This window comes from Brenneria sp. g21c3 (assembly GCF_040240345.1).
GTDB lineage: Bacteria > Pseudomonadota > Gammaproteobacteria > Enterobacterales > Enterobacteriaceae > Brenneria.
The window spans coordinates 42,800-69,522 of the sequence record NZ_JBEIAB010000024.1 but is presented as its reverse complement, the minus strand read 5'-3'; the positions used below and the strand labels follow the sequence as shown (position 1 = coordinate 69,522).

Genomic DNA, 26,723 nt, shown 5'->3' with positions numbered 1-26,723 from the left:
TTTCCACCGCACCCAACATGACATCCTGCACCGTTTCTTTGTCATAGCCTCCGGTGCTCGCTGCCCAGTCAATGATCTCCCTGTCGCAGCAGTCCTGCGCGAAGGTCACCCGCAGCTTTTCGCCATTGTCACAGCGGAACTCAAAGCCATCTGAGCACCAGCGCCGGTTACTTTCCGCTACTGCTACGCGCCCCTTATGGGCCCGCTTACGGCAAGGATCAGCGGGTTTACGTTCAAGAAGCAGATTATGTGTTCTCATAATGCGATACACCCGCTTCGCATTAACCACAGGCAGGCCGTCCCGCTCCGACTCCCGTCGCAGCAGCGCCCACACACGGCGATAACCATACGTCGGCAGGTCAGCCACCGCCATGTTTATCCGGGACAATACGGTGGTATCGTCAAAACGGGGCTGCCGTCTGTGATCCTGCCAGTCAGATGGCCGGTGAACCCTGATGCTCAGTTGCGCACGCGACACACCAATACTCCGGCAGACGTCGGTTAGTCGTCGTCCCCGGGCAACAAGGGCGCATGCGCAATCCATTTTTTTGCCCGACCGAACTCCACGGCCTCTTTAAGGATCTCGGCTTCCATCGTCTTTTTGCCCAGAAGGCGCTGGAGCTCGCGGATTTGCTTATTGGCGGCAGCGAGCTCGGAGGCCGGCACCACTTCCTCGCCCGATGCAACAGCCGTCAGCGAACCGTCTTCATATTGCTTGCGCCATTTGAATATCTGGTTTGCATTGATGCCATGCAGGCGCGCGACATGAGACACGGTCATACCGGGTTCCATAGTCTGCTGAATAATGGCAATTTTTTCCTGCGGTGTACGACGCCGACGCCGCTCAGGTCCTGATAACACTTCAACCATCTTATTATTCTGACTGGTGTTAAACATAGTTCCAAGACTACCTCTTATTTTAAGAGAGGCGAAGTGTCTGGTGATCTATGGGGCTAATCTACATAACCCATCAGACGCAGCGCCTTGTTGACCGTGTTTTCACACATTGGTTTATACGGATTATGATCGCCGGGAAACACCAGTTCCAAATGGCCGGAAATCGCTTGAATTTGCTTCAGAATGCCGATGGTTTGTCGGGATAGCGGGACAATATGCGGCGTGCGCATTTTCGCTCCGCGTCCAGAATAGCGGACGCCGGCAATTGCGTCGCGGGTGGCGGGAATGGTCCAGATTCTATTTTTGAAATCTATCTCGCGCCAGCGAGCGAAGCGCAGTTCGCTGGAACGGATAAACAGGTGCAGGGTGAGTAGTACCCCCAGCCGGGTCAGTTCCCGGCCTTGCTGATAGCTTTCAATTAGTTCCAGCAGCTCAGGCAGACGCTCCAGCGGCAGAGCCGGATAGTGGCGTCTAACCGGCGGAGCCGTTACGCCGACCAGATTCAGAGCCGGATTATTTTCCACCCATCCTTGCTGAACCGCGTAACGCATAATATTGCACAGATGCTGCCGCGTGCGGGATGCGACCTCCAGCAAACCTTTTTCCTCAATACCTTTCAGCAGGGCAGTGAAGTGTCGGGTTTTCAGTTCCGTTATCGGCAGATTACCGATCGCCGGGAAGATGTGATTGTTCATACTGGCAAGCAGGCGGGCAGCATGGTTCTCCGACCAGGTTCTGTTGCTTTGATGCCAGCTCAGCGCCACCGTCTTAAAACTCTTTGCCGGTGAACGAGCCGCCTTTTCAGCGGCACGTTGCTGCGCCGGGTTGATATTTAGAGCCAGCAGTTTGCGGATGCCGTCGCGCTGTTGCCGGGCATCGGTCAGCGATACATCGGGATAAGTGCCTAAACTGAGGCGAGACTCTTTGCCATTGATACGATATTTGAGATACCAGAGACGTGAACCGCCTGGATTAACCAAAAGGTATAGACCGTGTGAATCGGAAACTTTGACGGGATTAGCGGATGATTTTAACTTGCGGATTTTTGAGTCGTTAAGAGACATTTGGGGGTCACTCCATTATCGAACCAACCTGACCCCAAATCTGACCACCATTTTTCCCCGATGCGGAGGGAAAACCAGAAACGCATCGGGAAGGATTTTCACGCTAACCTGTTGAATCAATGTAAAAATAGGGATTCGCAAGGATGCATGAAAACAAGTAAATGGCTCCCCTGACTGGACTCGAACCAGTGACATACGGATTAACAGTCCGCCGTTCTACCGACTGAACTACAGAGGAATCGTGTGAACGGGGCGCATCATAGCGAGGCGCCGTGCGCATGTCAAAGGCGGAAACCACAAATTCCGTCTGTTTGGCGAGAGAATGTGCAAGTTGCTGCAATTCTGAGTTATATCGGTGTTTTACCGTGGATTTTTACTGTCGTCGGCGAAGGGGCGCAGGAATTTTTCATGCCGTGACGGGCCTAATGCCGGCCAGGGAAGTGAAGGGCAGCGGATGCCGCCCCTGGGATTATTGATCGGCCAGCAAGAACATGCCGTAAGGGTGAATCTGTAAATAGTAGCAATCGCCGGGATTGGGTTGGAGCTGTGTGGCGTTGACCTGTAACAACAATGACTGGCCGTGCCACTCGACCAGCACTTCGTATTGCGGCCCCATGTACGCGACTTGGGTGATGGTACAGCGCTGGCTGTCCTCTCCTTGCTGACCAAGGGTGATGGCTTCCGGCCGGACGCCGACTGTGCATTCGGTCAGTCCCGCGGCAAAGCCTGCGGGACGCGGCAGTTTATAGCCGTAAATGTCTACGCTGTCCTGAGAAAGCTTCGCCGGGAAGATATTGGCATCGCCCATAAAACTCGCCATAAAGTGCGATGCCGGCTGGCGATAGAGTTCCTGCGGCGCGCCGAGTTGCATTATTTTACCTTTGTTCATCACCAAAACCATATCGGAAACCGCAAAGGCTTCGCTTTGATCGTGGGTCACATACAGCGAGGTGATATTGAACTGTTGTTGCAGCTCACGGATTTTCTCGCGCATGCTGCGTCGCAAGTTGGCATCCAGGTTACTTAACGGCTCGTCAAACAGCAGAACTTTGGGCTTGAGGATTAACGCGCGGGCCAGCGCCACGCGCTGTTGCTGGCCGCCGGAGATCTGATCCACAAAGCGATCTTCGAACCCGTCCAGATCAACCAACGCCAGCGCTTCTTTGACCCGCCGATTAATTTCCGCCTTCGGGCGTCCGAGCATTCTCAGTCCGTAGCCAATATTTTCCCCCAGCGACATATGCGGAAAAAGGGCGTAGGACTGAAACACCATACAGATGTCGCGCTGCTGAATCGAACGTTCGGTTACATCTTCGTCGTCGATCAGGATGCGGCCTTCCGTCGGTTTTTCCAGCCCGGCGACCAGGCGAAGTACGGTGGTTTTGCCGCAGCCGGAGGGGCCGAGCAGCGTGACCATTTTTCCTTGCGGAATGGCCAGATTGAGGTCGTCAATAACGGTATTGCGGCCGAAGCGCTTGGTGACGTGCTTCAGTTCAACAAAGTTCTTATCGCGGGCGCCCTGTGGGTCGGCATTAAAAGAGGTTCCCGGTGTTTTTGGCTTTTCAGTATTCAAGGTAATTACTCCGCTTGGTCGCTGTTCTGGGCTTTGGAGCGGGAAACCCGCGCTTCGCCGACCAGGTAGTCAAACAGGAAAATAATGGCCAGCATGACCATGATGAGAATTGAGCCGTAGGCAATCGCCATACCGTATTCGCCGTCCTCCACCCGGTTAAGAATGTAGGCGGTCGCCACGCGGGTATCCGGCGTCACCAGGAAGACAATGGCGCTGACGGTGGTAATGGCGCGTACAAAGCTGTAAATCAGCGCCGACAGGATCGCCGGGCGCAGCAGCGGCAGCAGGATGTAAAAGATGGTGCGCATGGAACCGGCGCGCAGGCTGAGCGAGGCTTCATCCAGCGATTTATCCAACTGGCCCAAACCGGCGATGCCGGCGCGGATGCCTACCGGCACGTTACGCATTACCATCGAAATAATGATGATGGCGGCGGTTCCCGTCAGGTATATCGGCGCATCGTTAAAGGCCAGAATATAGGATACCCCGGCCACGGTTCCCGGTACGGCGAAACACAGCATGGTCGTGAACTCGATGGTTTTTTTGCCATGAAACTGCTGGCGCACCACGATATAGGCGATAAGCAGTCCCAGCATGGCGGTAATCGGCGCGGCGATACCGGCGAACAACAGGGTGTCGAGCATCGACGGCCAGGCGCCGTCGCTGAAACCTTGCCCGAACAGCTTGATAAAGTTGTTCAGCGTCAGGGTATAGTCGACGCCCCAGTTCACGGTGAAGCTGCCGTAGAAAATGCTGCCGTACAGCAGGAAATTAAAGGCAATCCAGATATAAAGCAGAATGCTGACGATCCACACCAGCGAGACCGGCAGCGGCTGCACATCGCCCCGATAGGATTTGCCGGAGATGGTGACGTAGGAGCGTTTGCCAATCCATAAATATTGAATACAGAACACCAACAGCGAGAACAACAGCAGGATCACCCCCAGCGTGCTGGCCGCCTGATAATCCAACTGGGCGCCGACGATATAGAAATAGATCTGGGTGGCGAGAACATCAAAGTTGCCGCCCAGCACCAGCGGGTTGCTGAAATCCGCCAGGGATTGCACGATAACGATCAGAAACGAGTTGGCCAGAGCCGGCTTCAGCAGCGGCAGGAATACCCGCTGAAACGTTTGCCAGCGGTTGGCGCGCAGCGTGTAAGAGGCCTCCTCCAGCGACGGATGAATGGTTTTAATCGCGCCTTCTAGGATCATGAAGGACATCGGGGTAAAGGCCAGCACCTGCGCCAGCCAGATGCCGGTGAAGCCATAGAGCCAGTTGGTATTGGTCAAGCCGAACCAGGCGACCATCAGTTCGGTGACATAGCCGGAACGGCCCATCATCAGGGTTACGCCCAGCCCGACCACGAACGGCGGCGTGACGATCGGCAGGATGGAGAATACCCGGCCGATGATAGCGGAGCGCCGGGCGATGCGCGAAGTGTAAATCGCCAGCACCATACCGAAAAACGTACAGCCGACGCCTACCGCGGCCGCCAGCATGAACGAGTTCCAGATCACCTGTAAAATATGGGCCTGTCCCAGAATCTGCATAAACAGCAGCGGGGCAAATTCACCGCTGTCGTTGGTGAACATCGGAATGAAGATGGCGATGCTGGGGTAAAGAATAAATGCGCCGATCAGCACAATAATACTAACCAGCGAGCCGATCACGAACCGATCGCCGCCTAACCAGTCAAGCCGCGATAGCGACAGGGTGATAATGGCGCCAAGCGCGATGAACAGCGGGATGGCGGCATAACCCATGCCTCGTCCTGCCAGCGTGGCGCTGATCAGCACGAAAACGGCGCAGAACAACGCGTAGGCGGCATCGAAGCGGTGTCTGCCGGGGCGTTCCCGCCCGGCGGCGACCGGCGGGCGACATAACAGCGCCATAGGCAGCAAAAACCATAGCAGGCTGATATTCAGATTGGACCAACTGTAAGCGGCCAGCAGCTCATCGCGCGTGACGTCAAACAGGCCGTAGTCCAGGCTCCAGGCGGGCAGCAGCAGAAAGGCGGTGGCTATCAACGACAGCCACAGAAAGATGGGATCGCGTTTGCGCGGCGGCGCGAGCGTTAAGGTGTGTGACATGATGGATTCCCTGGTATTGTCATCATTCATTAAGTGAGTCGTGAGATTGTTATACGTATTCAATGGCATCGGGTCGGCGGATGAGCCGCATGTCGCCATCCCGCCGTTGCAGGCTCATCCGCCGGATTATTTACCCGATAAACGACTACTTACCCATTTTGACTTCGTTAACCCATTTAGAAATCAGTTCCTTACGCACATCCGCCGCGCCGTATTTGTCCATGTCGTAATTAATCAGTTTCAGATCTTGCAGTTTCAGCGACAGCGGAGAAGTCTCGGCGGTGGTATTGGTCAGGATCTGGTAGGACTGACCTTTCTTCCAGGCGAGTTCCTGCGCTTCTTTCGACAGCGCCCAGTCCACGAACAGCTTGGCGTTGTCCAGATTGCGGGCGCCTTTCAGAATGCTGACGCCGCCGATTTCATAACCGGTGCCTTCACAGGGGGAAACCAGCGTCAACGGCGCGCCTTTCTCTTTTTCCAGCGAGTAGTCATGTAGAAAGCCGATGCCGATGGCGGTTTCGCCGCGGGCGGCGTTGCGCGCCGGAGCGATGCCGGATTTGGTGTATTGCGAAACGTTGGCGTTGAGTTTTTTCAGGTAATCAAAGGCCTGATCCTCTCCCCATAGCTGTGAGAAGGTCGCCAGCGCGGTATAGGCGGTGCCTGAGCTCTGCGGATCGGCTATCTGGATTTCGCCTTTGTAGATCGGGTCGGTCAAGTCCTTCCAGCATTGCGGCACCGGCAGATTTTTCTCTTTCAGGCGATTGGTGTTGACGCCGAAGCCCAGAATGCCCACATACACGGCGGAGGAGTAGTTGCCCTTGCGTTTGGCCGGATCGCGGAACTGCGGCATGATCTGCTCAAGATTGGCGGACTGGTAAGGTTCAAGCAGATCCATTTCGCCCGCCTGAGACTGCGGATCCAGCGTACCGCCGTACCAGACATCGGCCTGCGGGTTGCGCTTCTCCGCTTCGACCTTCGCCAGCGTACTGCCGGAACCATTGCGGATAAACGAGGTTCTGACGTCATATTTTTCGCCAAATGCTTTGGCTTCCTCCTCGCAGAAGGCGTTGGTGGCGCTACAGTAAATCACCAGCCGTCCGGCGGCCTGGGCGGAGGCAGAGACGGCGGCCAGCGTAATCCCGGCGGCGATTAGAGAGGTTAGGGTAGTGAGTTTCATTATTTTTCCTTCTCGGTTTGTAGGGTTACTGCCTGTATTACAGTGATTTCAGCGTTTCCCGCTGGCTAACGCCGGCCATCAGCAGCGGCATCAGCAATAGCCCGATGCAGGCTGAAGCCAGCGCCAGCAGGGTGAAAAATCCGGACCAGCCGGCGTGTTGCTGTATCTGCGCCAGCGGCCAACCGGCCAGCGCCGCGCCCAGATAGGCGAACAGGGCCAGGAATCCGGTGACGGTGCCGGCGGCATCTTTATGGCTGTACTCGGCGGCCGCCAGGCCGATCAGCATTTGCGGCCCGAAAACGAAAAAACCGATGCTGAAAAAACAGACCGCCAGCAGCGAGGCGTGATGCACCGGCGTCAGCCACAGGGCGGTCATGGTCAGGAACAGCCCCAGCGAAAATAACAGGATCATCGGCGCGCGCTGACCGCGAAACAGCAGATCCGATCCCCAGCCGGCAAACAGCGCGCCGATCAATCCGCCCAACTCGAACAACGACAGCGTGGCGTTGGCGCTGAGCAGGTTGAAGCCGTGGCTCTCCGCCAGCCAGATATTTCCCCAGTCATTCAGGGCGATGCGAATCAGATACACCAGAATGTAGGAAATCCCCAGTAGCCAGATAGTCCGGTTGCGCAGGATGGTATCCCGCAGCATCTGCCGCATCGGCATCGGCGGACTTTGCTGTTCCTGGCGGATTTCCAGCGCATCCCGCCGCCATTGGCCCACGCTCGGCAGCCCCTGCTGCTGCGGTTTGTCGCATAACCGCCGGCACAGCCACAGGCCAACCAGGATGCCGACGATCCCCGGCGTTAGCAGCGCCGCCTGCCATCCCCATTCCGCGGCCAGATACCCCGCCAGTAAGGGTACCGCCGCGCCGCCGATGTTGATTGAGGTGTTCCAGCATCCCCACCAGAGGCCGCGCTCGTTGCGCGAATACCAACTGGTCAGCAGTCTGGCGCAGGGCGGCCAGCCCCATCCCTGAAAGAATCCGTTCAACGCCCAGACAATCAGCAACCCGCTGAGCGACTGGCAGAAAATGAATAAAATGTTCAATATCCCGGTAATCAGCAGTCCGACGCCCATAAACCAGCGCGCCTGACTGCGATCGCACACCATGCCGGAGATAAACTTCGATGCGCCGTAACAGAGATAAAACAGCGTCCCCAACAGACCGATGTCGTCTTTACTCAGCCCTAGCTCCAATTGCATCACCGGCATGGCGAAATTGACGCTGCGCCGTGTCAGATAGAAGGTGGCGTACCCGACGATCATCGAAATCAGCAGCCGGGGTCGCCAGTAACGGTAACGCAGGCTGATTTGTGTCGGAGATAGCGTTGTCCTGTGCATGGATACCTCGATCGGCTATGGCGTAAGCGTAGGGGGAAACCGGTCAAAAGAGATGAGATAAGGTTTTAGCCGTCTAGGAACAATTCCTAGTCAGACGGCCTTTTGTTTAGATTTTGTGGGCAGGTTAACAATTATATGGGTGCCGTGCTGTCGCGGCGCTTCGCCGGCGCGCGCGGGTTGACGCTGCGCCTGAACCAGCCAGTTCCCGCCCAGCGCCCGCACTCGCTCCTCTATTCCGCGCAGACCGAAACCGCCGACGTTGTCCGATGGGATACCGATGCCGTCATCGATGACTTCCAGCGTGATTAAGTCCTCTTTTTGATAGAGGGAAACCTCAATCCGGCTGGCAAAGGCATGTTTATTGATGTTATTGAGCAGTTCCTGTAACAGCCGGTAGAGCGTAAAGATCACCGCGTCGTCATAAGGCTGTTGCGGCAACTGATAATCCAGATTGAAGTCAATTCCCCTGCTGTTGAAGGCGAACTCGTCCGCCAGATGGCGCAGCGCTTTGTCCAGCATCATTTCATCCAGTACCGGGGGACGTAACCGACGCAATAGCTGACGGGTAGTATGATGAATACGCTGGGACAGCACGCCGATTTGGCCGGCGGCCTGCTGGGCCGTTCCCGCCGAGACGCTATGTTTAACCAGCATGGCCTGAATCTGGATAGCGGTAATGTTCTGGCCGATGTCGTCATGCAGTTCGCGGGCGATATCTTTACGTACTTCCTCTTCGGTATGAATGATTTGTTCCATCAGCCGGCGTCGGGTTTTCAGTTCCTGTTCCAGTTGTTGACGATAGCGCTGTAACCGCTGCGCCAGTTGCTGTTGACGGCTGATGGCGATCCCCAGTCCGATGCCTAACAGCGCCTGGGTGGAGACAAACAGTTCCAGTTCGCGTAAGTCGTTAAATGCGCCGCTGACCTGACGGGTCGCCGTGATCATCAGACTGCCCAGCACCGCGGATAACACCCCGCCTTGCCAGCCGAACTTATAGGCCATCACCACATTGGGAAAGAAAACGAAAATGAGCAGCAGACGCTCCATTTCCGGCGTAAAGGTGATTTGCAGACAGACGCCGATGGAAAAAAACAGCGAACACCAGATCAGTAACGATGTGCGCAGCGGCGGATCGGGGATCGCCTGCGCCAGCAGGATTTGCAGGTGCTGTTGCTTGATATACTCATGAATCAGATAGGTAAAGGGAATCAACAATACGCCGCCGGTAAAGGTCGCCAGTAGCGTTTGGGTAAACTGCGCGGGCAGCCAGAGACCGATAAACAGCCCGTGCAGGATGCTGTTCAGTGTCAGCGCCGCCAGCAACAGCAGAAGCCGCTGCCAGTACAGCGTATAGCGATGCCAGATTTTCTGCGTGCAGATCGCCGGTAGCAGGCTCAGCCAGGGAGAAAGCAAGGCTAGCCGTTGGGTTTGCAACTGTTCGCCGATCAACCAGGTCTGCATCGCCATTTCGGCCAGCAGCAGCGTCGGCCAGTATCTGCGCGGCAGCAGGATCATCAGCGCCAGCCGCAGTCCCTGCGGCAATAACAGTATCGCCTGCTGGCCGTTATTGCTCAGGTAGAAACTGATGGTCCATAACGCCAACCAGCTTAAGCTATAGAAAAAAAGCAGGAACAGCATCATACCGGCGGAACGACGGCCGGGCATGGGTTATTTCCCCGCCAATAACTGATGCCGTAAAGCAAAATGCACCAGTTCAACCGTGGAATCGCATTGTAATTTGCCCAGGATATTGGCGCGGTGGACGTGTACGGTTTTATGGCTCAGCGCAAGCTGCTCCGCAATGTTTTTCACGCTTAATCCATTGACCAGCAGGGCAAAGATCTCTCGTTCGCGCGGCGTTAACGCCAGCAGCTCTTTCGGCGGTTGTTGCTGGTGGCGAATGCTGTGCAGCGCGTCCGCGCACAGATACAGACCGCCGCCGCTGACGACACGAACGGCCTGAACCAGCTCTTCAGGGCCGCACCGTTTAGTGAGATAGCCGACGGCGCCGGCGTCCAGCGCGCTTTGCACAAAGGCGCTGGTGTCATAGATGCTTAGAATAATGGCGCGGAAGGCGGGACGCTGCCGGCGCAGTCGGGTTAACAGGCTCAGACCGCTTTCATCCGGCATGGCGATATCAATCACCGCAACGTCAATGGGCAGTTTGAGAAGGTGCGGCCATGCCTGCGCGGCCGAGGCATACTCCCCAATGACCTGAATATCGTCCGCCAATGCCAGAAGTTGTGCAAAGCCGGAACGTACAACGATATGGTCGTCTATCAGCGCCACATTAATCATCGTTTTGCCTGCAACTTAAAAGTCACGAAACAGCATGATGCGCAGTCACGCCGATCCCCGCAACCGCAGGAAATAAAATTGGAAGCGAGTTAACAGATCAGGCCGCGACTTCGTTCCTGTGCGTATGCGTGAAGTACCATTCGACGGTTTTTTTGATCAACGCTTCGGTGGCGTCGATATAGTTTTCCGGCGATATCTGTATGTCGTTTGCCAGAATAAGGGGCAGTTCGGTACAACCCAGAATGATTTTTTCCACCCCGTCTTGCCGCATGCGATCTTTTATCGGCGAGAGAAGGCGATGGGCGGTTTGCGCATCGCCGGATTTATAGGCATAAATACTTTCCATCACCTGTTTTTGTTCAATCGCTGTCGGCGTGTGGCAGCAAATATGACTGTCGCTCAGTTTATTTTGATAGATCCGCGCCTTAACGGTGGCCGTTGTCGCCAGTAAACCCACGCGGGTGATTTTTTGCTGCTGAATAACCTGGCAGGTTGCATCGATAATACTGATCATTTCAACGCGGGTATGCATTTTTAATTCATTGAACCAGTAGTGCGCGGTATTACAGGGAATAATAATGCACTCGGCGCCGGCATTCTCCAATATTTTCATATACTGAATCATTTTTTCCAGCGGCGATGCGCTATGGTCGAGAATACATTGTGTTCTGTCCGGAATATCCGGAATAGAAACCGCAATCATCGGGATATGATCCTGGTCGCGATAGGCGGGGGTGTTTTTTATCAACTTCTGCATGGCGTCAACCGTTGCGCCCGGCCCCATGCCGCCAAGAATACCGATTAGACTGTTCATGCCGTATGCCTCATAGCGTTCTGAAACTGAAAGCATAATTGCACATCCCGCCGGAATGTGAATTGCTAAATTCCCATTCGCTATGTATGATTTGCATAGCTCGTCGGTTTCTCATGCTTTTCCTGGGTTTGCAAACGCGGTGCAATATCATGCTGAATAATATAGAAACAAAATGGCTTTATGATTTTATCGCGCTGGAGGAGTATCGCAGCTTTACGGTCGCGGCGGAAAAAAGAAATATTTCTCAGTCATCATTCAGCCGACGTATTCGCGCGCTGGAGACGGCGATTGGCTTCGATATTTTTGACCGCGCCTCTTCGCCGTTGCAATTAACCGAACAGGGCCGGGTTTTTCATGCGCATATTCGAAATACCCTGGATGATTTAGAGTATCAATTAAATAAATTGCACGGCGGCAGTCATTATAAAAATAAAATCACTATCGCGGCCGCGCATTCGCTGTCGATTTTTATCATGCCTGAGTTATTAAAGAATGTGCCGGAATCTCAGGAAAAGATATTTTATGTCGAATCCATTGATGTGGATGAGGCGGTGTTAAACCTTAAGGAAGGGCGTAGTGATTTTATCATCTCTTTTTATAATGAAGATTTGATGTCCGAACCTTTTATGCACGCCAAAATACTGGAATCCCGTCTTTATCCTGTCTGCGCGTGCGACGGCGAAGGCAACCCGCTATTCGATATCCATGCCCCTGCGGCGCCGCTGTTGAATTATACCGATAACAGCTATATGGGACGTCAGGTAAACCGCTATCTCGCCGGCGTCGACAGCAATAAATTCGCCATTACTTTTGTTTCATCGATGAGCGATTTGCTTAAGCGTATGACCAAACAGGGGTTCGGTATCGCCTGGCTGCCGGATTATTCGATTCAGGACGAGTTGCAAGACAAAACGCTGACCATCGTCGATATGAAAAACGCGGTGATGCCGATGGGGGTTTATATCTACCGGCTGGATACCAAGCTGAACATGGCATCGGAAAAATTCTGGCGCTATGTGAAAACGCTGGGACGGCATTAGTGGATAAAAAACGGCGGCCATAAAGGCCGCCGTGATTGCGGATAAGGCGATGCTTAATTACCGATTCGCGCTCGCCTCTTCATACTCGATTTCTTCATCTTCCTCTTCCTCCGGCGCGCCGATACTGTTTTCCAGCTTGGCGACCACGGCGGTGGAGATACTGTTGCCGATAACGTTGGTGGCGGTACGGCCCATATCCAGGAATTGGTCGATACCGATAATCAGCAGAATGCCGGCTTCCGGCAGGCTGAACATCGGCAGCGTCGCGGCGACCACCACGACAGACGCGCGCGCCACGCCCGCCATACCTTTACTGGTGATCATCAGCGTCAGCAGAATCAGGACTTGCTGCGTCAGGCTTAAATCAATGTTGTACGCCTGTGCGATAAACAGGATGGCAAAAGACTGATACATCATTGAGCCGTCAAGGTTGAACGAGTAACCCAGCGGCAGCACAAAACTGGTGATTTTCTTCGGTACGCCGAACTTGGTCAGCGCTTCCATGGTTTTCGGATAGGCCGATTCGCTGCTGGCGGTGGCGAAGGCCAGCATGGTCGGTTCGCGGATCAGTTTGCCCAGCGTGACGATCGACCGGCCGAGGAAGGCGTAGCCCACCAGGAACAACACGGCCCACAGCAGCACCAGACCGAGATAGAACTCGCCAATCAGCCTGCCGAAGTCGTACAGCAGGCCCAGTCCCTGGGTGGTGATGGCGGAGGCGATGGCGGCGAAGACGGCGATAGGCGCCAGGCTCATCACGTAGTCCGTCACGCGGAACATGATCTTGGCCAGTTCCTCAATCATGGATGAAATCACGCTGGCGTTTTTGTTCTTGTGTTTCACAAAGGCAAGCGCAGAGCCGAAGAACAGTGAGAAAACCAGAATTTGCAGGATTTCATTGTTCGCCATCGCTTCCACGATGCTTTTCGGGAAAATATGGCTGATGAAGCTCTTGAGCGTAAAGCCATCGGTGTTCAGCCCGGTAGCGACGTGGGCGGAAGCGGCCGGGATTTCCAGGTTCATATCGGCGCCGGGCTGGAAGAAATTAGCCAACGCCATGCCGATAAACAGGGAAAGAACGGAGGCGGTGACAAACCAGGTCATGGCTTTCAGGCCGATACGTCCGACGGCGGACGAGTTGCCCATACTGGCCAGGCCGGAAACCAGCGTGGCGAACACCAGCGGAGCAATGATCATCTTGATCAAACGCAGGAAAATATCGGTCACCATATTGAAATAAGAGGCAATTTCCTTGGCTCGACCTCCATCAAGATACTGATGACATAGCCATCCTATTAATATCCCTAATATGATAGCCACGACTATCTGTATAAGTAACTTCTGCCTTTGCATATAAACCTCATGTTGGTGAATAGATTCAGACAACACAGTATTATTACAGCGTGGGAAACGGCGCGTATTCCTTGAACGCACTGAACCAGCCCCCTGACTGTTATTGGGGATGTTGTGTCTGTCTGCCAGATATTACATGGATTCTTGTCGTTTACCGTTTTTTCTGTGTGACGGGTTGCAAACTATAACAATTCGGCGCAAAAAAAAACATGATTATGGCGTTCGATGGATAGCGGCGTTGCGCAGTCCGTTAAATGTCAGGTTAATAAATTACATAAAAAACAATGCATTGAACAATCATTTTTTGCGCATGCAGACATAAAACGCCCCATCTATTAGATTTTCTTATGGTGTGGGCGATATTAGTAATAAATAGAATTATATTTGCAGGGTATTTTATCGACTTTCTTTGCGGCGGTTTAATTTTCCTGCTCTACCAAGAGATTATGCATCTGTCTAGTTATAAATATTATATTCAAATAAAGTAATTATTTTTGTTCGTTATTTATTCAAATGAAATGGCGAAAATGGAGAGTAATTGTTTTATTTTGATAAATAAAAGTGTTGTTTTTGTTACATTGTAAAAATACGCCCGCAGGATTGATTTGAACGGCGCATCAATCAACCGCCGCCTTTGACGGGCGTGCCGAGATTGGTAAATGGTTCTTATTATTATTCAGTGCGGCTGAAGGTTGATTCACGCTTGTTTAGTACGATTCAGATCAACCTATTGGCATGACAATATAGGTTTTTAGTCTGTTAACTCCTACACTATTAACCACACTTTTCATGGCGATTTTATTGCGGTAGCTATGGCGATACGGCTGACAGATTTTCCATCACGCTTGTCGATTTTATGGCAGGATACGTTGCTGAAAGTGTCGCAGACACTGTTGCAGCAGCGCAGCATTGATACCCTGTTGCAGGTGTTGGATAGCCTCTCTTTTTCAGTGGTGCGGTTTGGTCGGGTTAATCTGCTATTGATCGATCCCCTGCATAATCAGGCCGCGTTTTACAGCCATGACCGCGGCACGAATGAAACCGGCTGTAGCGAAGAAACGCTATCGCTACTGGAAGGGCCGGGCAATGTCGTGTGGAACACCCATACGCTGTTGCATTGCGACAAAGTTCATTTCCAGCATGATTTCCCCTCTCTGATGAATCAGCCGGCTTACGCCGGGCTCAGCGATTATTGCCAACTGCCGTTATTGACGCCGCACCGTGCGTTAGGGGGCCTTGAGTTCATTAAAACGGACGGCAGCCGGTTTGATGACAGTGAAATCGTTTTTTTTCAGGCATTGTCCGGCGTGGTGACGCTGGCGCTGGAAAATATCAGCGAGCGTGAGCTGGCGCGGCGCGAAGAAGAGAGGCTGCGCCATGAACGCGACCATTTCCGCATTCTGGTGGATGTGACCAACACCGTGATTTCCAAGCTGGAACTGAAGGCGCTGGCGCTGGAAGTTTCAAAAGAGATCCACCGTTTTTTTAATATCGATTTCGTGGCCCTGGCTTTTCGGGATAACGATGACGATGATAAAACGCTGAAGTATTACGCGACGCACTATATCCCCGGCCAGACGCCGCGCTTGGGGGAAGGGGAGCTGGCGCTTGAAGAGATGCTGGCGGCCGACGTCATACGCACCAACGAGCTCATGCTCATCAATCATCGCGACCGGATGATCAAGCCCGGTCAGCCACGCTATTTGGCGCAGGGGTTTGACAGCGGATTACAGCATGCCTGTCTGCTGCCGTTGGCTTTCGGCAGCCATGTGCTGGGCGTGCTGGAGCTGGCCCATGGCGTCGAACTGTCGGTCAGCGAGGCGGAGATAAAGTTGCTGCGTCAGATCGCGTCGCGTATCGCCATTGCGCTGGATAACGCGCTGGCCTACGAGCAGATTACCCGCCTGAAAGACAGTCTGATCCATGAAAATTTCTACCTGACGGAACAATTGACCGAGCATACCCAAAGCCTGGGCGGCGCGGCCTTCGGGGAAATTATCGGCCGCAGCGCCGCGATCCGCTCGGTGCTGGAGCAGGTGGAAATGGTGGCCGGCAGCGACAGTACCGTGCTTATTCTGGGGGAAACCGGAACCGGGAAAGAGTTGATCGCGCGCGCCATTCATAGTCTGAGTTCGCGTAAGGCGAAGCGCATGGTGAAAATGAATTGCGCCGCTATCCCATCCGGGTTATTGGAGAGCGATCTGTTCGGGCATGAAAAAGGCGCGTTTACCGGCGCTACGACTCAGCGGCAAGGGCGTTTTGAAATGGCGGATAAGAGCACGCTGTTTCTGGATGAAGTGGGCGATATCCCTTTAGAGCTGCAACCCAAACTGTTGCGGGTGTTGCAGGAGCGGGAAATCGAACGATTGGGCGGCAGTAAAGTGATTTCAGTCGATGTGCGTCTGATTGCCGCCACCAACCGCGATTTGAAACAGATGGTGGCCGATCGGGAATACCGCAGCGATCTCTATTATCGGCTGAATGTCTTTCCTATCGTGATCCCGCCGTTGCGTGAACGGCCGGAAGATATCCCGCTGCTGGCCAAATTTTTTACCCGTAAGATTGCGCGGCGCATGAATCGAACCATCGACAGCATTCCTTCCGAAATGTTGCGTCAGCTTAGTAAGTTGCCCTGGCCGGGGAATGTGCGTGAGTTGGAGAATGTGATCGAAAGGGCGGTGATCCTGACGAAAGGCGCCACGCTAAATCTGCAACTGGGCGAATTGCAATATCACCAGCCCGCGCCGGACGCGCTCAAGGCGTCTCCGGCGGCGGAAAAAGCGGCGCCGGCGGCATCGCCGGTTGCCGCGGATGACGAAGAACAATCTGAGCGCCAGCGGATTATTCAGGTGCTGAAAGAGACCAACGGCATTGTCGCCGGGCCGAAAGGCGCCGCCGTCAGGTTGGGTCTGAAACGTACCACGCTGCTATCGCGCATGCAGCGGATGGGGATTTCCGTCAAGGCCATCGAAGATATGGAGTAGGCCGATCATTCTTCGCCGGGTACGTATCTGCGCGGCGCGTCCACAGTCACCCTGCCTCGACGTTTTTCCTCTCAGACTCATCGCCAATATGTTGTGAAAGGTATTTATGTGACACGTATCACATAAATTGACCTTTTCCCCTCAAGGGACAATGGAAATATGTGATTAAGATCTTATTTTTGTCCCAGCTCTCGCGGCGTTGCCTTTACTCTCCTCTCAAAAGCCCTACAGTAAACAGGTGTTCAAAAATAAACATCTGCTCTAATATTTTTTTACCGCGATAGTTATCGCCGTTGTTATTAACGGGCTAATTAATCTGAAAATCATTTTATCAGAGGGCATTCCATGCGCGAAAAAGGCTACATTGTAACTATTGGTTCAGCCAATATGGATATTGCCGGCTATTCTCATGCTCCTCTGAATTATGCAGATTCCAACCCAGGGAAAATTAAATATACGCCCGGCGGCGTCGGGCGCAATATTTCGCAGAATCTGGCCTTGCTGGGTATTGAATCCTGGCTGCTTACGGTAGTCGGCGATGATTCTTATGGCGAATTACTACTTAATAAAACACGCGAATCGGGCGTTCACGTCGATAAATGCGCGATCGTCGCGAACCAGCGGACTTCAAGTTATTTATCTTTACTCGACAACACCGGGGAAATGCTTGTCGCCATTAATGACATGAGCATTACAGAACATATTACGCCTGAGTTTTTAGCTCAGCATCTGGCGTTTATTCGCGGCGCCGCGGTAATTGTTGCGGATTGCAATATCAGTGAGGCGGCGCTCGCCTGGCTGCTGACGCATGCACAGGATAAACCGGTATTTATCGATCCGGTTTCGGCCTGGAAATGCGTGAAAATCAAAGACTGCCTACCGCTGATTCACACCCTTAAACCCAACCGGCTTGAGGCGGAAACGCTAAGCGGCATCACGCTTTCCGGGCCGGATGACGTGGTCGGCGCCGCGGACTGGTTTCACCAGCGCGGTCTGAGACGCCTGGTGCTCAGCATGGGCGGCGACGGGGTGTATTACAGCGAACTCAACGGTGAACGCGGCTGGTCGCCGCCGATACAAACGCAGGTGGTGAATGTGACCGGCGCGGGCGATGCAATGATGGCTGGACTCGCCGCCTGTTCGGTTGAGCAATTTTCATTTATCGATTCGGTGCGCTTTGCCCAGGGATGCGCGTCGCTGGCGCTGTCTTCAGAATATACCAATAACCCTGAATTATCTTTCGCAACAGTGATGGATTTAATGGAGAAAGAAAATGTCTGAATTAAACATCTCTGCTCAGTTACTGCAAATATCGCCCGAAGTTAAAGCGGCCTTAGCCAATAATAAACCTGTGGTTGCGCTTGAATCGACGATTATTTCTCACGGCATGCCTTTTCCTGAAAATGCGCAAACCGCCCTTGAAGTCGAAGAAACCGTGCGTAAACACGGCGCGGTTCCCGCGACCATCGCCATTATTCATGGGGTAATGAAAGTCGGGCTGAATAAAGAAGAAATTGAATTATTAGGCCGTGAAGGACACGGCGTCACGAAAGTAAGCCGTCGCGATTTACCGTTTGTGGTCGCCGCCGGCGTAAACGGCGCCACCACCGTGGCCTCGACGATGATTATCGCCGCGATGGCGGGAATTAAAGTTTTCGCCACCGGCGGAATTGGCGGTGTGCATCGCGGCGCCGAGCAAACCTTTGATATTTCGGCCGACCTTCAGGAACTGGCGAAAACCAATGTCGCCGTCGTTTGCGCGGGCGCAAAATCTATTCTTGATTTGGGGTTGACCACCGAATATTTGGAAACGTTCGGCGTGCCGTTAATTGGTTATCAAACCTCGTCGCTTCCGGCCTTTTTCTGCCGCACCAGTCCTTTCAACGTTGGCATTCAGCTTGATACGCCTAAAGAAATCGCCCGGGCGATGGCGGTGAAATGGCAGATCGGCCTTAACGGCGGGTTGGTGGTGGCGAATCCTATCCCACAACAGTACGCCATGGCGGAAGAAAAGATTAATGCCGCCATCGACCGCGCGCTGGCGGAGGCGCATGAGCAGGGGATTATCGGCAAAGAGAGCACGCCGTTCCTGCTGGCCCGCGTCGCGGAGTTGACCGGCGGCGATAGCCTGAAATCCAACATCCAGTTGGTGTTTAATAACGCCGCACTGGCCAGTGAAATCGCCAAAGAGTATCAACAGCTCGCTTAACGTTAATCTGCGGACAGTCTGCCTTCGCCCGTAACAGGTTTTGAAATATCGACATACCGGATCGCCTGGCCTCGCGGCCGGGTTTTCGACCATGTATAAGGGAAATTATTATGGACTTAATGAGAAGTCTTCTGGGTATGGGGGTATTGCTGACCATCGCTTTTTTGCTGTCAGTCAATAAAAAACGCATCAGTATAAGAACGGTAGGCGCGGCCTTTGCGCTGCAAATCGCCATCGGCGGCGTCATGCTCTATTTTCCTCCGGGCAAATGGCTGGTTGAGCAAGCCGCGCACGGCGTGCATAAGGTTATGTCATACAGCGACGCGGGCAGCGCATTTATCTTCGGCGCGTTGGTCGGGCCGAAAATGGACCAGCTGTTCGATGGCGCAGGGTTTATTTTCGCCTTCCGCGTCCTGCCCGCCATTATCTTCGTGACGGCGTTAATCAGCCTGCTTTATTACATTGGGGTAATGGGGTTGTTGATTCGTATTCTGGGCGGGATTTTCCAGCGGGCGCTAAAAATCAGCAGAATAGAATCTTTCGTCGCGGTCACCACGATTTTCCTCGGCCAGAACGAAATCCCGGCCATCGTCAAACCGTTTATAAACCGGCTTAACCGCAACGAACTGTTCACCGCGATTTGCAGCGGCATGGCGTCGATTGCCGGCTCGATGCTGATCGGCTATGCCGGGATGGGCGTGCCGATTGATTACCTGCTGGCGGCATCGTTAATGGCGATACCGGGCGGTATTCTGTTTGCTCGCTTGCTGAGCCCGGCGACGGAAGAATCGCAGGTCACCTTTGAGAACCTTTCCTTCAGCGAAACGCCGCCGAAAAGCATTATTGAAGCCGCCGCCAGCGGGGCGATGACCGGGCTGAAAATCGCCGCCGGCGTCGCAACCGTGGTGATGGCGTTCGTGGCCATTATTGCGCTGCTTAATGGCATGATCGGCGGCATCGGCGGCTGGTTCGGCGTCGACAACCTCTCGCTGGAAGCGTTGTTCGGCTATGCGCTGGCGCCGCTCGCCTGGATTATGGGCGTTGACTGGAGCGAAGCGACCCTGGCGGGTAGTCTGATCGGCCAAAAGCTGGCGATCAACGAATTTGTCGCCTATCTCAATTTCTCGCCGTATCTGCAAACCCCCGGCGCGCTGGACGTTAAAACCATCGCCATTATTTCTTTCGCGCTGTGCGGGTTCGCCAACTTCGGCTCGATCGGCGTGGTGGTCGGCGCATTCTCTGCGGTTTCCCCGCAGCGCGCGCCGGAAATCGCCCAACTGGGCGTGAGAGCGTTGGTCGCCGCCACGCTTTCCAACCTGATGAGCGCCACCATCGCCGGATTCTTCATCGGTCTTGCCTGAGCGATACCCGCGCCGAATGCCCGGCGCGGGTTACAGTTGCCCGACGAGTTGCAACGCGTTGTCAGCGGACAGTATCGGGTTATTCATGCTGATGCTGGCGCGCGATAACGCGGCGCAGGCCAGCGCAAAGCGGGCGCTGGCGGCGAAGTCGCTGCCGTCAAGAAAGCTGTAAAGCAGCCCCGCCATGTAGGCATCATCCGCGCCAAAATTATCCGCCACCGGATGAACAGGCGGCGTCAGTAAGAATTGCTCGCCGTCTTTTTCGCTACAGAACACGGCATCGTCCTCCAGGTAGACAAACACTCGCCGCGTCCCTTGCCGATGCAGCCACTGAACGGCGTCGCGGCGCTCGTCTTCGCCGGTTATCTCGCGGCCCCAGAGAATTTGCAGCTCTTGCTGCGTCGGCTTAAGCGTGTGAATGCGCGCCAGCCAGGGTTTAATCTTCTCGACCTTGAATTCGGATACCGTATCAACGAAGACAGGAATATCGCCCGCCAGAGTAAAGACCCACTCAAGGGATTCCGCCGACAAGTTGCAGTCCGCCAGAATCACGCCTGCGTGGGTGATCAAATCGCGTGCGCTGTTGAGCAACTGCGGTGTGAGCTTTTCGAGGATGTGCGTGTCGTTGATCGCCAGCACGGTTTCATCCCGCCGGTTTGCAATGGACAGATAAATCGAGGTGTTGTGTCCGTGCAGACGTGTACAGCTTTGCATGTTGACGCCTGCCTGACGAGTCTGTTCGAGCAGCGTCTCGCCATAGAAGTCGTTGCCGATGGCGGAAATCAAATGGACGTCGCGCCCCAGCAGCGCCAGGTTGTGCGCGATGTTGCGTCCGACGCCGCCCGCCGAGCACTGGATGCTGCCGGGATTGGATGCCGATTGCGGGTAATGCACGTCGGCGACGCCGCGAATATCCATATTGATGGCGCCGAGCACCACGCAATATTCCTGCTCGGTAAGAATATAGCCTTTCCCCTTAATGAGCCCTTTGCGCATCAAATCCATGATATGGGCGGCAACGCGCGAACGGCTGATGTCGAGGATATCGGCGATTTCATTTTGCTGAATAAGCGGGTTGCGGCGCAAAATCTTGAGGATCTGCTTTTCTCTCTCGTTCATTTCACACCGTCGCTTCTTCGTTCAGCTGCGCGCCAATGTATTTCATGTCAAGACTCCGGTTAAACCCGCCACGGGCAAACGCCCCATGATAGCGGGTTCGCCGGCCGATGTAATCGATTTATCGCTTCAGATGCGAGCGGCCATCTCTGACCGCTGCGACGATTATCTGATCTCTTCCGCCGTTTTCCGCAGGCGGGATTTCAACTGGCTGTATTCCTGCTGGACATAATTTTCCGCCCATTGCTGGTTCTCTATCGCCTCCAGTTTGACCGCGCAGTATTTGTATTCCGGCGTTTTGGAGATGGGATCGAGGTGATCCAGCGTCAGTTCGTTGCAGGCGCCGATCCACCATTGATAGGTCATATACACCGCGCCTTTATTGACCCGTTCGCTGACGGCGACGCGGGTAATCACTTTGCCGCGCCGGGAGGAAACCCAGGTCAACTGTTGGTCGCGCAGTCCCAGACGTTCGGCGTCCGCCGGATTGATCTGCACGTAGCCGGGTTCGTCCGCCAGCGTTTGCAGCGCGGTGCAGTTGCCGGTCATGGAGCGGCAGGAGTAATGGCCGACTTCGCGCACGGTACACAGCACCAGCGGGTAATCGTCGTCAACCAGCTCCATCGGCGGCCGCCATTCGGTAGCGAACAACAGCCCTTTGCCGCCGGGACGGTCAAACTTGTTGCCGGCGTACAGCCACGGCGTGCCGGGACTGTCTTCCGTGGCGCAGGGCCAGGGTACGTATCCCAGTCCGGCCATTTTTTCATAGGTCGCGCCGTAGTACAGCGGGCATAAATGGCGCAGTTCATCCCAGATTTCCTGGGTGTTGTTATAGTGCATCGGATAGCCGAGCGCGGTCGCCATCAGGCTGATGATTTCCCAGTCGGGTTTGACATCCCCTTTCGGTTCGACCGCTTTGTAAAAGCGCTGGAAACCGCGGTCGGCGGCGGAATAGACGCCTTCGTGTTCGCCCCAGGAGGTCGCAGGCAGGATCACGTCGGCCACCGAGGCGGTTTTAGTCATGAAGATATCCTGTACGATCAGTAGCTCCAGCTCGCTAAACGCTTCCCGCATCATGGACAGGTCCGGCTCGGTTTGCAGCGGATCTTCGCCCATTACATAGTTTGCCCTGATTTTCCCTTCTTTGATCTTGTGCGGCACATCGGTAAGCGAATAGCCGATTTTGTCCGGCAGGCTCGGCACGCCCCAGGCTTTGGCGAATTTGGCGCGGGCCTGTTCGTCCGTGACCTTTTGATAACCGGGGAAGACATTCGGCAGGGCGCCCATATCGCAGGCGCCCTGTACGTTGTTTTGACCGCGCACCGGACCAACGCCCACGTTGGGTCGTCCCAGATTGCCCGTCAGCAATGCCAGTCCCGACAGGCCCTTCACCACGTCAACGCCCTGACCCCACTGGGTTACGCCCATGCCCCACAGAATGGTCGCCGATGGCGCGGCGGCGTACATGCGCATCGCTTCACGGATCAACTGCGGCGACAGGCCGGTGATGTCCGCGACGTATTCCGGCGTGTATTTGGCGACGATCTCGCTATATTCCTCAAACCCTTCCGTATAACGGGCGACATAGTCCTGGTTATACAGTCCTTCATTAAGCAGCACGTTGGCAAAGGCGTTGACCAGCGCCATATTGGAGCCGTTTTTCAGCGGCAGCCACAGGTCGGCGATACGCGCGGTTTCGATGTGACGCGGGTCGCAGACGATAATTTTGGCGCCGCGCTCTTTGGCTTTCAGGATGCGGCGGGCGACGATCGGGTGCGAATCGGCGGCGTTATAGCCGAACACCAGAATACATTCGGTATGCTCGATTTCATTGATGGAGTTGCTCATGGCCCCGTTACCCAACGTGACCTGTAAGCCGGCGACGGAAGGGCCGTGGCAGACGCGGGCGCAGCAGTCTACGTTATTGTTGCCGGTGACGGCGCGCGCGAATTTTTGCATCACATAGTTGGTTTCATTGCCGGGGCCGCGAGACGATCCGGTATGCATAATGGATTCGGCGCCGTACTTCTCTTTGATGGCCTTCAATCGAGAACTGGCAAAGGTGATGGCTTCATCCCAGGACACCGCTTCAAAGGGTTCGCCCTTATGACGCCGGATCAGCGGCTGTTTCAAGCGCGGCGTCAGCAATTTGGTGTCGTTAAGAAAATCCCAGCCGTAATAGCCTTTCAGGCACAGTTCGCCTTCGTTGGTATGGCCGTTGGCGCCTTCTGCGCCGACCACTTTGCCGTTTTCAACCAGCAGGTTAATTTTGCAGCCTGACCCGCAATAGGGACAGACGGTGATAACTTTCTGCATGATGATTATTCTCCTTCAGCGTACCTTGAGCGGCACCGTTCAGAACTGCATTCCTGCGGCATCATCAAGCGCCGCACGCCGTTGTTTTTGTCGGATCATCGCCTGAATATCGTCGCGGCCGATCATTCGTAATGCTTTCGTCGGACACACCTCCACACAGGCCGGGCCTGCGGCGCGCCCTTCACAGAGGTCGCATTTCTGCGCTTCGGCCTTGATGCACTGGCCCAACGTCTGGTAATGGCTGACGCGGGCAACGGGTTTGCTGATCACGGACATGGCGCCGTAGGGACAAGCCACGACGCAGGTTTTACAGCCGATACATTTTTCCTGCTGCACCTTGATACGGTCATCCGCGCGGATGATGGCGCCGTTGGGACAGACGTTGGCGCAGGGGGCGTCCTCACACTGACGGCACTGCACCGTGGTGCTGATATTCAGCCCTTTTACCACCTTGAGGCGCGGTGAAAAATGCTCAGGGGATAATGAAGACGTTTTACCGTCGCCGTGGGCCAGTACACAGGCAATTTCACAGGTGCGACAGCCAATACATTTCCTTGAATCTGCAATAACGAAACGGTTCATAACATCGTCTCCGACCTGGGGTCAGGTGAAAAAATTAGGGTGTCGACATTACTCTTGGAGTGACACATCGCTACTGATAAGCAGGGTTTGTGCCAACAACCGTGTGGTCTTTTTAATTTATTGAATATTGGCGACTTTTCGTTTTTTTCCATTGAAATTCATGGCGGCGAAAACAAGGGTGACGACGATGGGGATGCCGGTTCGGCAGATTTGACGATCGGCGTCGACCCTCATGGATACGCGCAATCCGGCATCCCGCGCTACAGCGTCTGAAAACCGCCGTTCTCCCGCCAACCGGCCAATCGCCGGTAGATCTGGTTCACCGCCTGTTCGACTTCCTGACTGAGCGGAAAATAGAACGCCACCAGCGCCGGCTGGATGCCGATAAAAATCACCTCGGGAATATCCTCTTTCAGGCTATCGATCAGGAAATTCAGCGGCAGATTATGGGTGTTCATCAGCAGATCTTCGGCGATGCGCGTCGGATCGACGATGCGAATTTCACCGGGCGCCAGCCCCATATCGGTGGCGTCCACCACCAGCAGCCGCCTGGGTTGCCGCGCGCGGAGCTGATGGATCGCATTTTCGGGAATGGCGCCGCCGTCAATCACCGACCAGCCGGCAACCGGATTTTGCAGCATGCGTTCGGCCAGCAGCGGCCCGGCGCCATCGTCGCCCATCATACTGTTGCCGACGGCGAGCACCATATTGTCGACACGTGGGTTAAGTTCAGTCATCAATCCGTTTCACCATTAAATAAAGCGCCGTTTCCCGTTCAATCGCCTGTAGATAGGCGAGCAGAGTGTCGGTCCAGTCGGGGTAGGCGTCCTGACCGTCGGATAACCGGCTGAAAGCCTGTCCCAGCAGTTTGATGTGGCTGCTATCGATGACGATTTCGCCGAATTTCATCAATCCGGCCATTTTACGCCGCGCGTCACCGTCGGGGAGTTGACCGATCCAGCGTTGATAGTCCGTCAGCGGACAGGTCAGTATGCGTTTCAAACAGTCGATCACCCCGACGTGGTGGCCGATCGACAACGAGTAATACATCACCTGTTGCGCCTGTTCCGGCACTTTGTCCTTGCTGTCGAGGAACTTTTGATTCAGCGCGTAGAAAATCGCCTGACTGTTCATCGGTAGCGCTCCCCCCTTAGCAGCGACAGGTAAATTTGTTGCAACCGCCCGACGATTTCATTCAGCCGTGGGTCGTTATGGGGTTGCAGCCAGTCGTTGATGCGTTGCTCGAAACCGTCCAGCGATTGATTTTCCAGCCGGGCCAGAAAGGCGTCGCAGATTTCCCGTCCCTGACGGTATCCCGCCATACGTCGGGCTTCCCGCTCCAGCAACACGCGCAGATCCAGCGGGACGCCGGGATGAATCAACGCCGCTTTTTCATCCTCTCCCTGCTGATGTGCGCTGCCGTGCAGCTTTTGTTCCAGCAGGCCGAGCGCGACGGCGAATCCATAGAGGGTGGCGGCGGGCGTCGGCGGACAGCCGGGAATATAGACGTCGATCGGCACGATGGTATCGCTGCCGCCCCAGACGCAATACAGGTCGTGGAAGATGCCGCCGCCGCAGCCGCAGGCGCCGTAAGAGATACAGATTTTCGGATCGGGCGCGGACTCATAGGCGCGCAGCGCGGGCGTTCGCATGGCGCGGGTCACCGCGCCGGTGAACAGCAGAATGTCGGCATGACGGGGCGAGGCCACCACTTTGATGCCGAAACGTTCGGCGTCAAAGACCGGAGTAATGGCGGCAAAAATCTCGATTTCACACCCGTTGCAGCCGCCGCAGTCGACGCGGTAAACGTAGGCCGAACGCTGGATATCCTTCAGCAGCGTTTTTTTCAGCTTTTGCGCCTGTTCATCCAATACGATCGGCGTGGTCCGGTAGTGATCGACGTGAGTGCTCATGATTTGCTCCCTTTGATCGTCGCTGGCGCGCCGCCGGCCGTCGATTGAACGTAGCGGCTCAGCATCACATTGTCTTTGTTGTCCATATTCTGTTTGCGTTTACATTCGGGACAGGTCGCCAGGTGATCGCGCCGCGACGCCACATCCTGTTCGGTTAAACCGGACTGCGCCATCAGCGCCATGACGTATTCCACCTCTTTTTGCGGCGCAAAAGGACGGTGGCAGACATGGCAATTCAGCAGATTAAAGGTGGCCCGCTGATAGAGATCGGCCTTACTGGCGACGGCCATTTCAAACTCCTGCGACAGCACGATGGCGCGGGTCGGACAGACTTCCTCGCAGCGTCCGCAGAAGATGCAGCGCCCGAGAAACAGTTGCCAGGTGCGGGTACCGTTGACGACATCGGTTTCCATCGTCAGCGCATTGGCCGGGCAGGCCATGGTGCAGGCGGCGCAGGCGATGCATTGTTCGGCGTCGTATTGCGGTTTGCCGCGAAATCCCGTGGGAACGTCCAGCGGTTTAAACGGGTATTTCACCGTACTGTTGCCCGCTTTGAGGATGGTTTTAAACAGTTTCAGCATGATTCAT

At 54.8% G+C, this 26,723-nt stretch carries 19 protein-coding genes, 1 tRNA gene and 3 pseudogenes; 5 read left to right on the top strand and 18 right to left on the bottom strand.

Going from position 1 to position 26,723, the window contains the following annotated elements; genetic code table 11:
• From ABRZ28_RS22355 to cuyB, 10 genes and pseudogenes are all read right to left on the bottom strand, one after another.
• Window positions 1-870 (bottom strand): annotated as a pseudogene (locus tag ABRZ28_RS22355) (IS3 family transposase); the annotation flags it as partial.
• Window positions 871-962: 92 nt separating this feature from the next.
• Window positions 963-1,961: pseudogene (locus tag ABRZ28_RS22350) on the bottom strand (tyrosine-type recombinase/integrase); the annotation flags it as partial.
• Window positions 1,962-2,123: 162 nt separating this feature from the next.
• A tRNA-Asn gene (locus ABRZ28_RS22345) sits at window positions 2,124-2,199 on the bottom strand.
• Between the two features lie 231 nt (window positions 2,200-2,430).
• Window positions 2,431-3,534 carry a ferric ABC transporter ATP-binding protein gene (fbpC, locus tag ABRZ28_RS22340; protein ID WP_330521596.1) on the bottom strand — a complete coding sequence of 368 codons (1,104 nt, stop codon included), beginning with the start codon at window positions 3,532-3,534 and terminating at the stop codon, window positions 2,431-2,433.
• Window positions 3,535-3,539: 5 nt separating this feature from the next.
• Window positions 3,540-5,627 (bottom strand): ABC transporter permease, encoded by a 2,088-nt coding sequence (locus ABRZ28_RS22335; RefSeq protein WP_319603889.1) that lies wholly within the window; start codon window positions 5,625-5,627, stop codon window positions 3,540-3,542.
• A gap of 145 nt (window positions 5,628-5,772) precedes the next feature.
• Window positions 5,773-6,804 (bottom strand): ABC transporter substrate-binding protein, encoded by a 1,032-nt coding sequence (locus ABRZ28_RS22330; protein ID WP_319603890.1) that lies wholly within the window; start codon window positions 6,802-6,804, stop codon window positions 5,773-5,775.
• 37 nt (window positions 6,805-6,841) lie between these two features.
• Complete coding sequence (gene uhpC / locus ABRZ28_RS22325) at window positions 6,842-8,149, bottom strand: MFS transporter family glucose-6-phosphate receptor UhpC (protein WP_330521595.1); 1,308 nt, start codon at window positions 8,147-8,149, stop codon at window positions 6,842-6,844.
• Window positions 8,150-8,239: 90 nt separating this feature from the next.
• The gene (locus ABRZ28_RS22320) at window positions 8,240-9,814 is read right to left on the bottom strand and encodes an MASE1 domain-containing sensor histidine kinase (RefSeq protein WP_319603892.1); all 1,575 of its coding nucleotides are present in this window, start codon (window positions 9,812-9,814) and stop codon (window positions 8,240-8,242) included.
• A gap of 3 nt (window positions 9,815-9,817) precedes the next feature.
• Complete coding sequence (locus tag ABRZ28_RS22315) at window positions 9,818-10,447, bottom strand: response regulator (RefSeq protein WP_319603893.1); 630 nt, start codon at window positions 10,445-10,447, stop codon at window positions 9,818-9,820.
• 97 nt (window positions 10,448-10,544) lie between these two features.
• Window positions 10,545-11,261 (bottom strand): cysteate racemase, encoded by a 717-nt coding sequence (gene cuyB, locus ABRZ28_RS22310; RefSeq protein ID WP_319603996.1) that lies wholly within the window; start codon window positions 11,259-11,261, stop codon window positions 10,545-10,547.
• Between the two features lie 149 nt (window positions 11,262-11,410).
• Between cuyB and hypT the strand changes: the two genes are divergently transcribed.
• Window positions 11,411-12,301 (top strand): hypochlorite stress DNA-binding transcriptional regulator HypT, encoded by an 891-nt coding sequence (hypT, locus tag ABRZ28_RS22305; RefSeq protein ID WP_330521594.1) that lies wholly within the window; start codon window positions 11,411-11,413, stop codon window positions 12,299-12,301.
• Between the two features lie 57 nt (window positions 12,302-12,358).
• On the opposite strand, the gene ABRZ28_RS22300 is transcribed toward hypT, so the two are convergent.
• The gene (locus ABRZ28_RS22300; protein ID WP_319603895.1) at window positions 12,359-13,654 is read right to left on the bottom strand and encodes a dicarboxylate/amino acid:cation symporter; all 1,296 of its coding nucleotides are present in this window, start codon (window positions 13,652-13,654) and stop codon (window positions 12,359-12,361) included.
• 812 nt (window positions 13,655-14,466) lie between these two features.
• Between ABRZ28_RS22300 and flhA the strand changes: the two genes are divergently transcribed.
• From flhA to ABRZ28_RS22280, 4 genes and pseudogenes are all read left to right on the top strand, one after another.
• The gene (gene flhA, locus ABRZ28_RS22295; RefSeq protein ID WP_330521593.1) at window positions 14,467-16,638 is read left to right on the top strand and encodes a formate hydrogenlyase transcriptional activator FlhA; all 2,172 of its coding nucleotides are present in this window, start codon (window positions 14,467-14,469) and stop codon (window positions 16,636-16,638) included.
• 345 nt (window positions 16,639-16,983) lie between these two features.
• Window positions 16,984-17,924 (top strand): annotated as a pseudogene (locus ABRZ28_RS22290) (pseudouridine kinase).
• On the top strand, window positions 17,912-18,847 hold the full coding sequence (locus tag ABRZ28_RS22285; protein WP_319603898.1) for a pseudouridine-5'-phosphate glycosidase: 936 nt from the start codon (window positions 17,912-17,914) through the stop codon (window positions 18,845-18,847). The pseudogene ABRZ28_RS22290 and the gene ABRZ28_RS22285 overlap by 13 nt, the downstream one beginning before the upstream one ends.
• A gap of 110 nt (window positions 18,848-18,957) precedes the next feature.
• Window positions 18,958-20,208, top strand: coding sequence for a NupC/NupG family nucleoside CNT transporter (locus tag ABRZ28_RS22280; protein ID WP_319603899.1), 1,251 nt, complete (start codon window positions 18,958-18,960; stop codon window positions 20,206-20,208).
• A 30-nt stretch (window positions 20,209-20,238) separates the two neighbouring features.
• Here ABRZ28_RS22280 and ABRZ28_RS22275 read toward each other — a convergent pair whose 3' ends face one another.
• The 7 genes from ABRZ28_RS22275 to hyfH all read right to left on the bottom strand — a co-directional run bounded on the left by ABRZ28_RS22275 (window position 20,239) and on the right by hyfH (window position 26,716).
• Window positions 20,239-21,327 (bottom strand): sugar kinase, encoded by a 1,089-nt coding sequence (locus ABRZ28_RS22275; RefSeq protein ID WP_330521592.1) that lies wholly within the window; start codon window positions 21,325-21,327, stop codon window positions 20,239-20,241.
• A 162-nt stretch (window positions 21,328-21,489) separates the two neighbouring features.
• Window positions 21,490-23,640 (bottom strand): formate dehydrogenase subunit alpha, encoded by a 2,151-nt coding sequence (fdhF, locus tag ABRZ28_RS22270; protein ID WP_319603901.1) that lies wholly within the window; start codon window positions 23,638-23,640, stop codon window positions 21,490-21,492.
• Between the two features lie 39 nt (window positions 23,641-23,679).
• The gene (locus ABRZ28_RS22265) at window positions 23,680-24,222 is read right to left on the bottom strand and encodes a 4Fe-4S dicluster domain-containing protein (RefSeq protein ID WP_319603902.1); all 543 of its coding nucleotides are present in this window, start codon (window positions 24,220-24,222) and stop codon (window positions 23,680-23,682) included.
• A gap of 260 nt (window positions 24,223-24,482) precedes the next feature.
• A complete protein-coding gene (gene hycI, locus ABRZ28_RS22260; protein ID WP_330521591.1) occupies window positions 24,483-24,959 on the bottom strand; it encodes a hydrogenase maturation peptidase HycI in 477 nt (158 codons plus the stop codon).
• A complete protein-coding gene (locus tag ABRZ28_RS22255; RefSeq protein WP_330521590.1) occupies window positions 24,952-25,356 on the bottom strand; it encodes a formate hydrogenlyase maturation HycH family protein in 405 nt (134 codons plus the stop codon). Before ABRZ28_RS22255 ends, hycI begins: the two co-directional genes overlap by 8 nt.
• Window positions 25,353-26,135 carry an NADH-quinone oxidoreductase subunit B family protein gene (locus ABRZ28_RS22250; RefSeq protein WP_330521589.1) on the bottom strand — a complete coding sequence of 261 codons (783 nt, stop codon included), beginning with the start codon at window positions 26,133-26,135 and terminating at the stop codon, window positions 25,353-25,355. Before ABRZ28_RS22250 ends, ABRZ28_RS22255 begins: the two co-directional genes overlap by 4 nt.
• Entirely contained in the window at window positions 26,132-26,716 is a 585-nt protein-coding gene (gene hyfH / locus ABRZ28_RS22245) for a hydrogenase 4 subunit H (RefSeq protein WP_330521588.1), read from the bottom strand. Before hyfH ends, ABRZ28_RS22250 begins: the two co-directional genes overlap by 4 nt.
• Window positions 26,717-26,723: the final 7 nt, after the last annotated feature.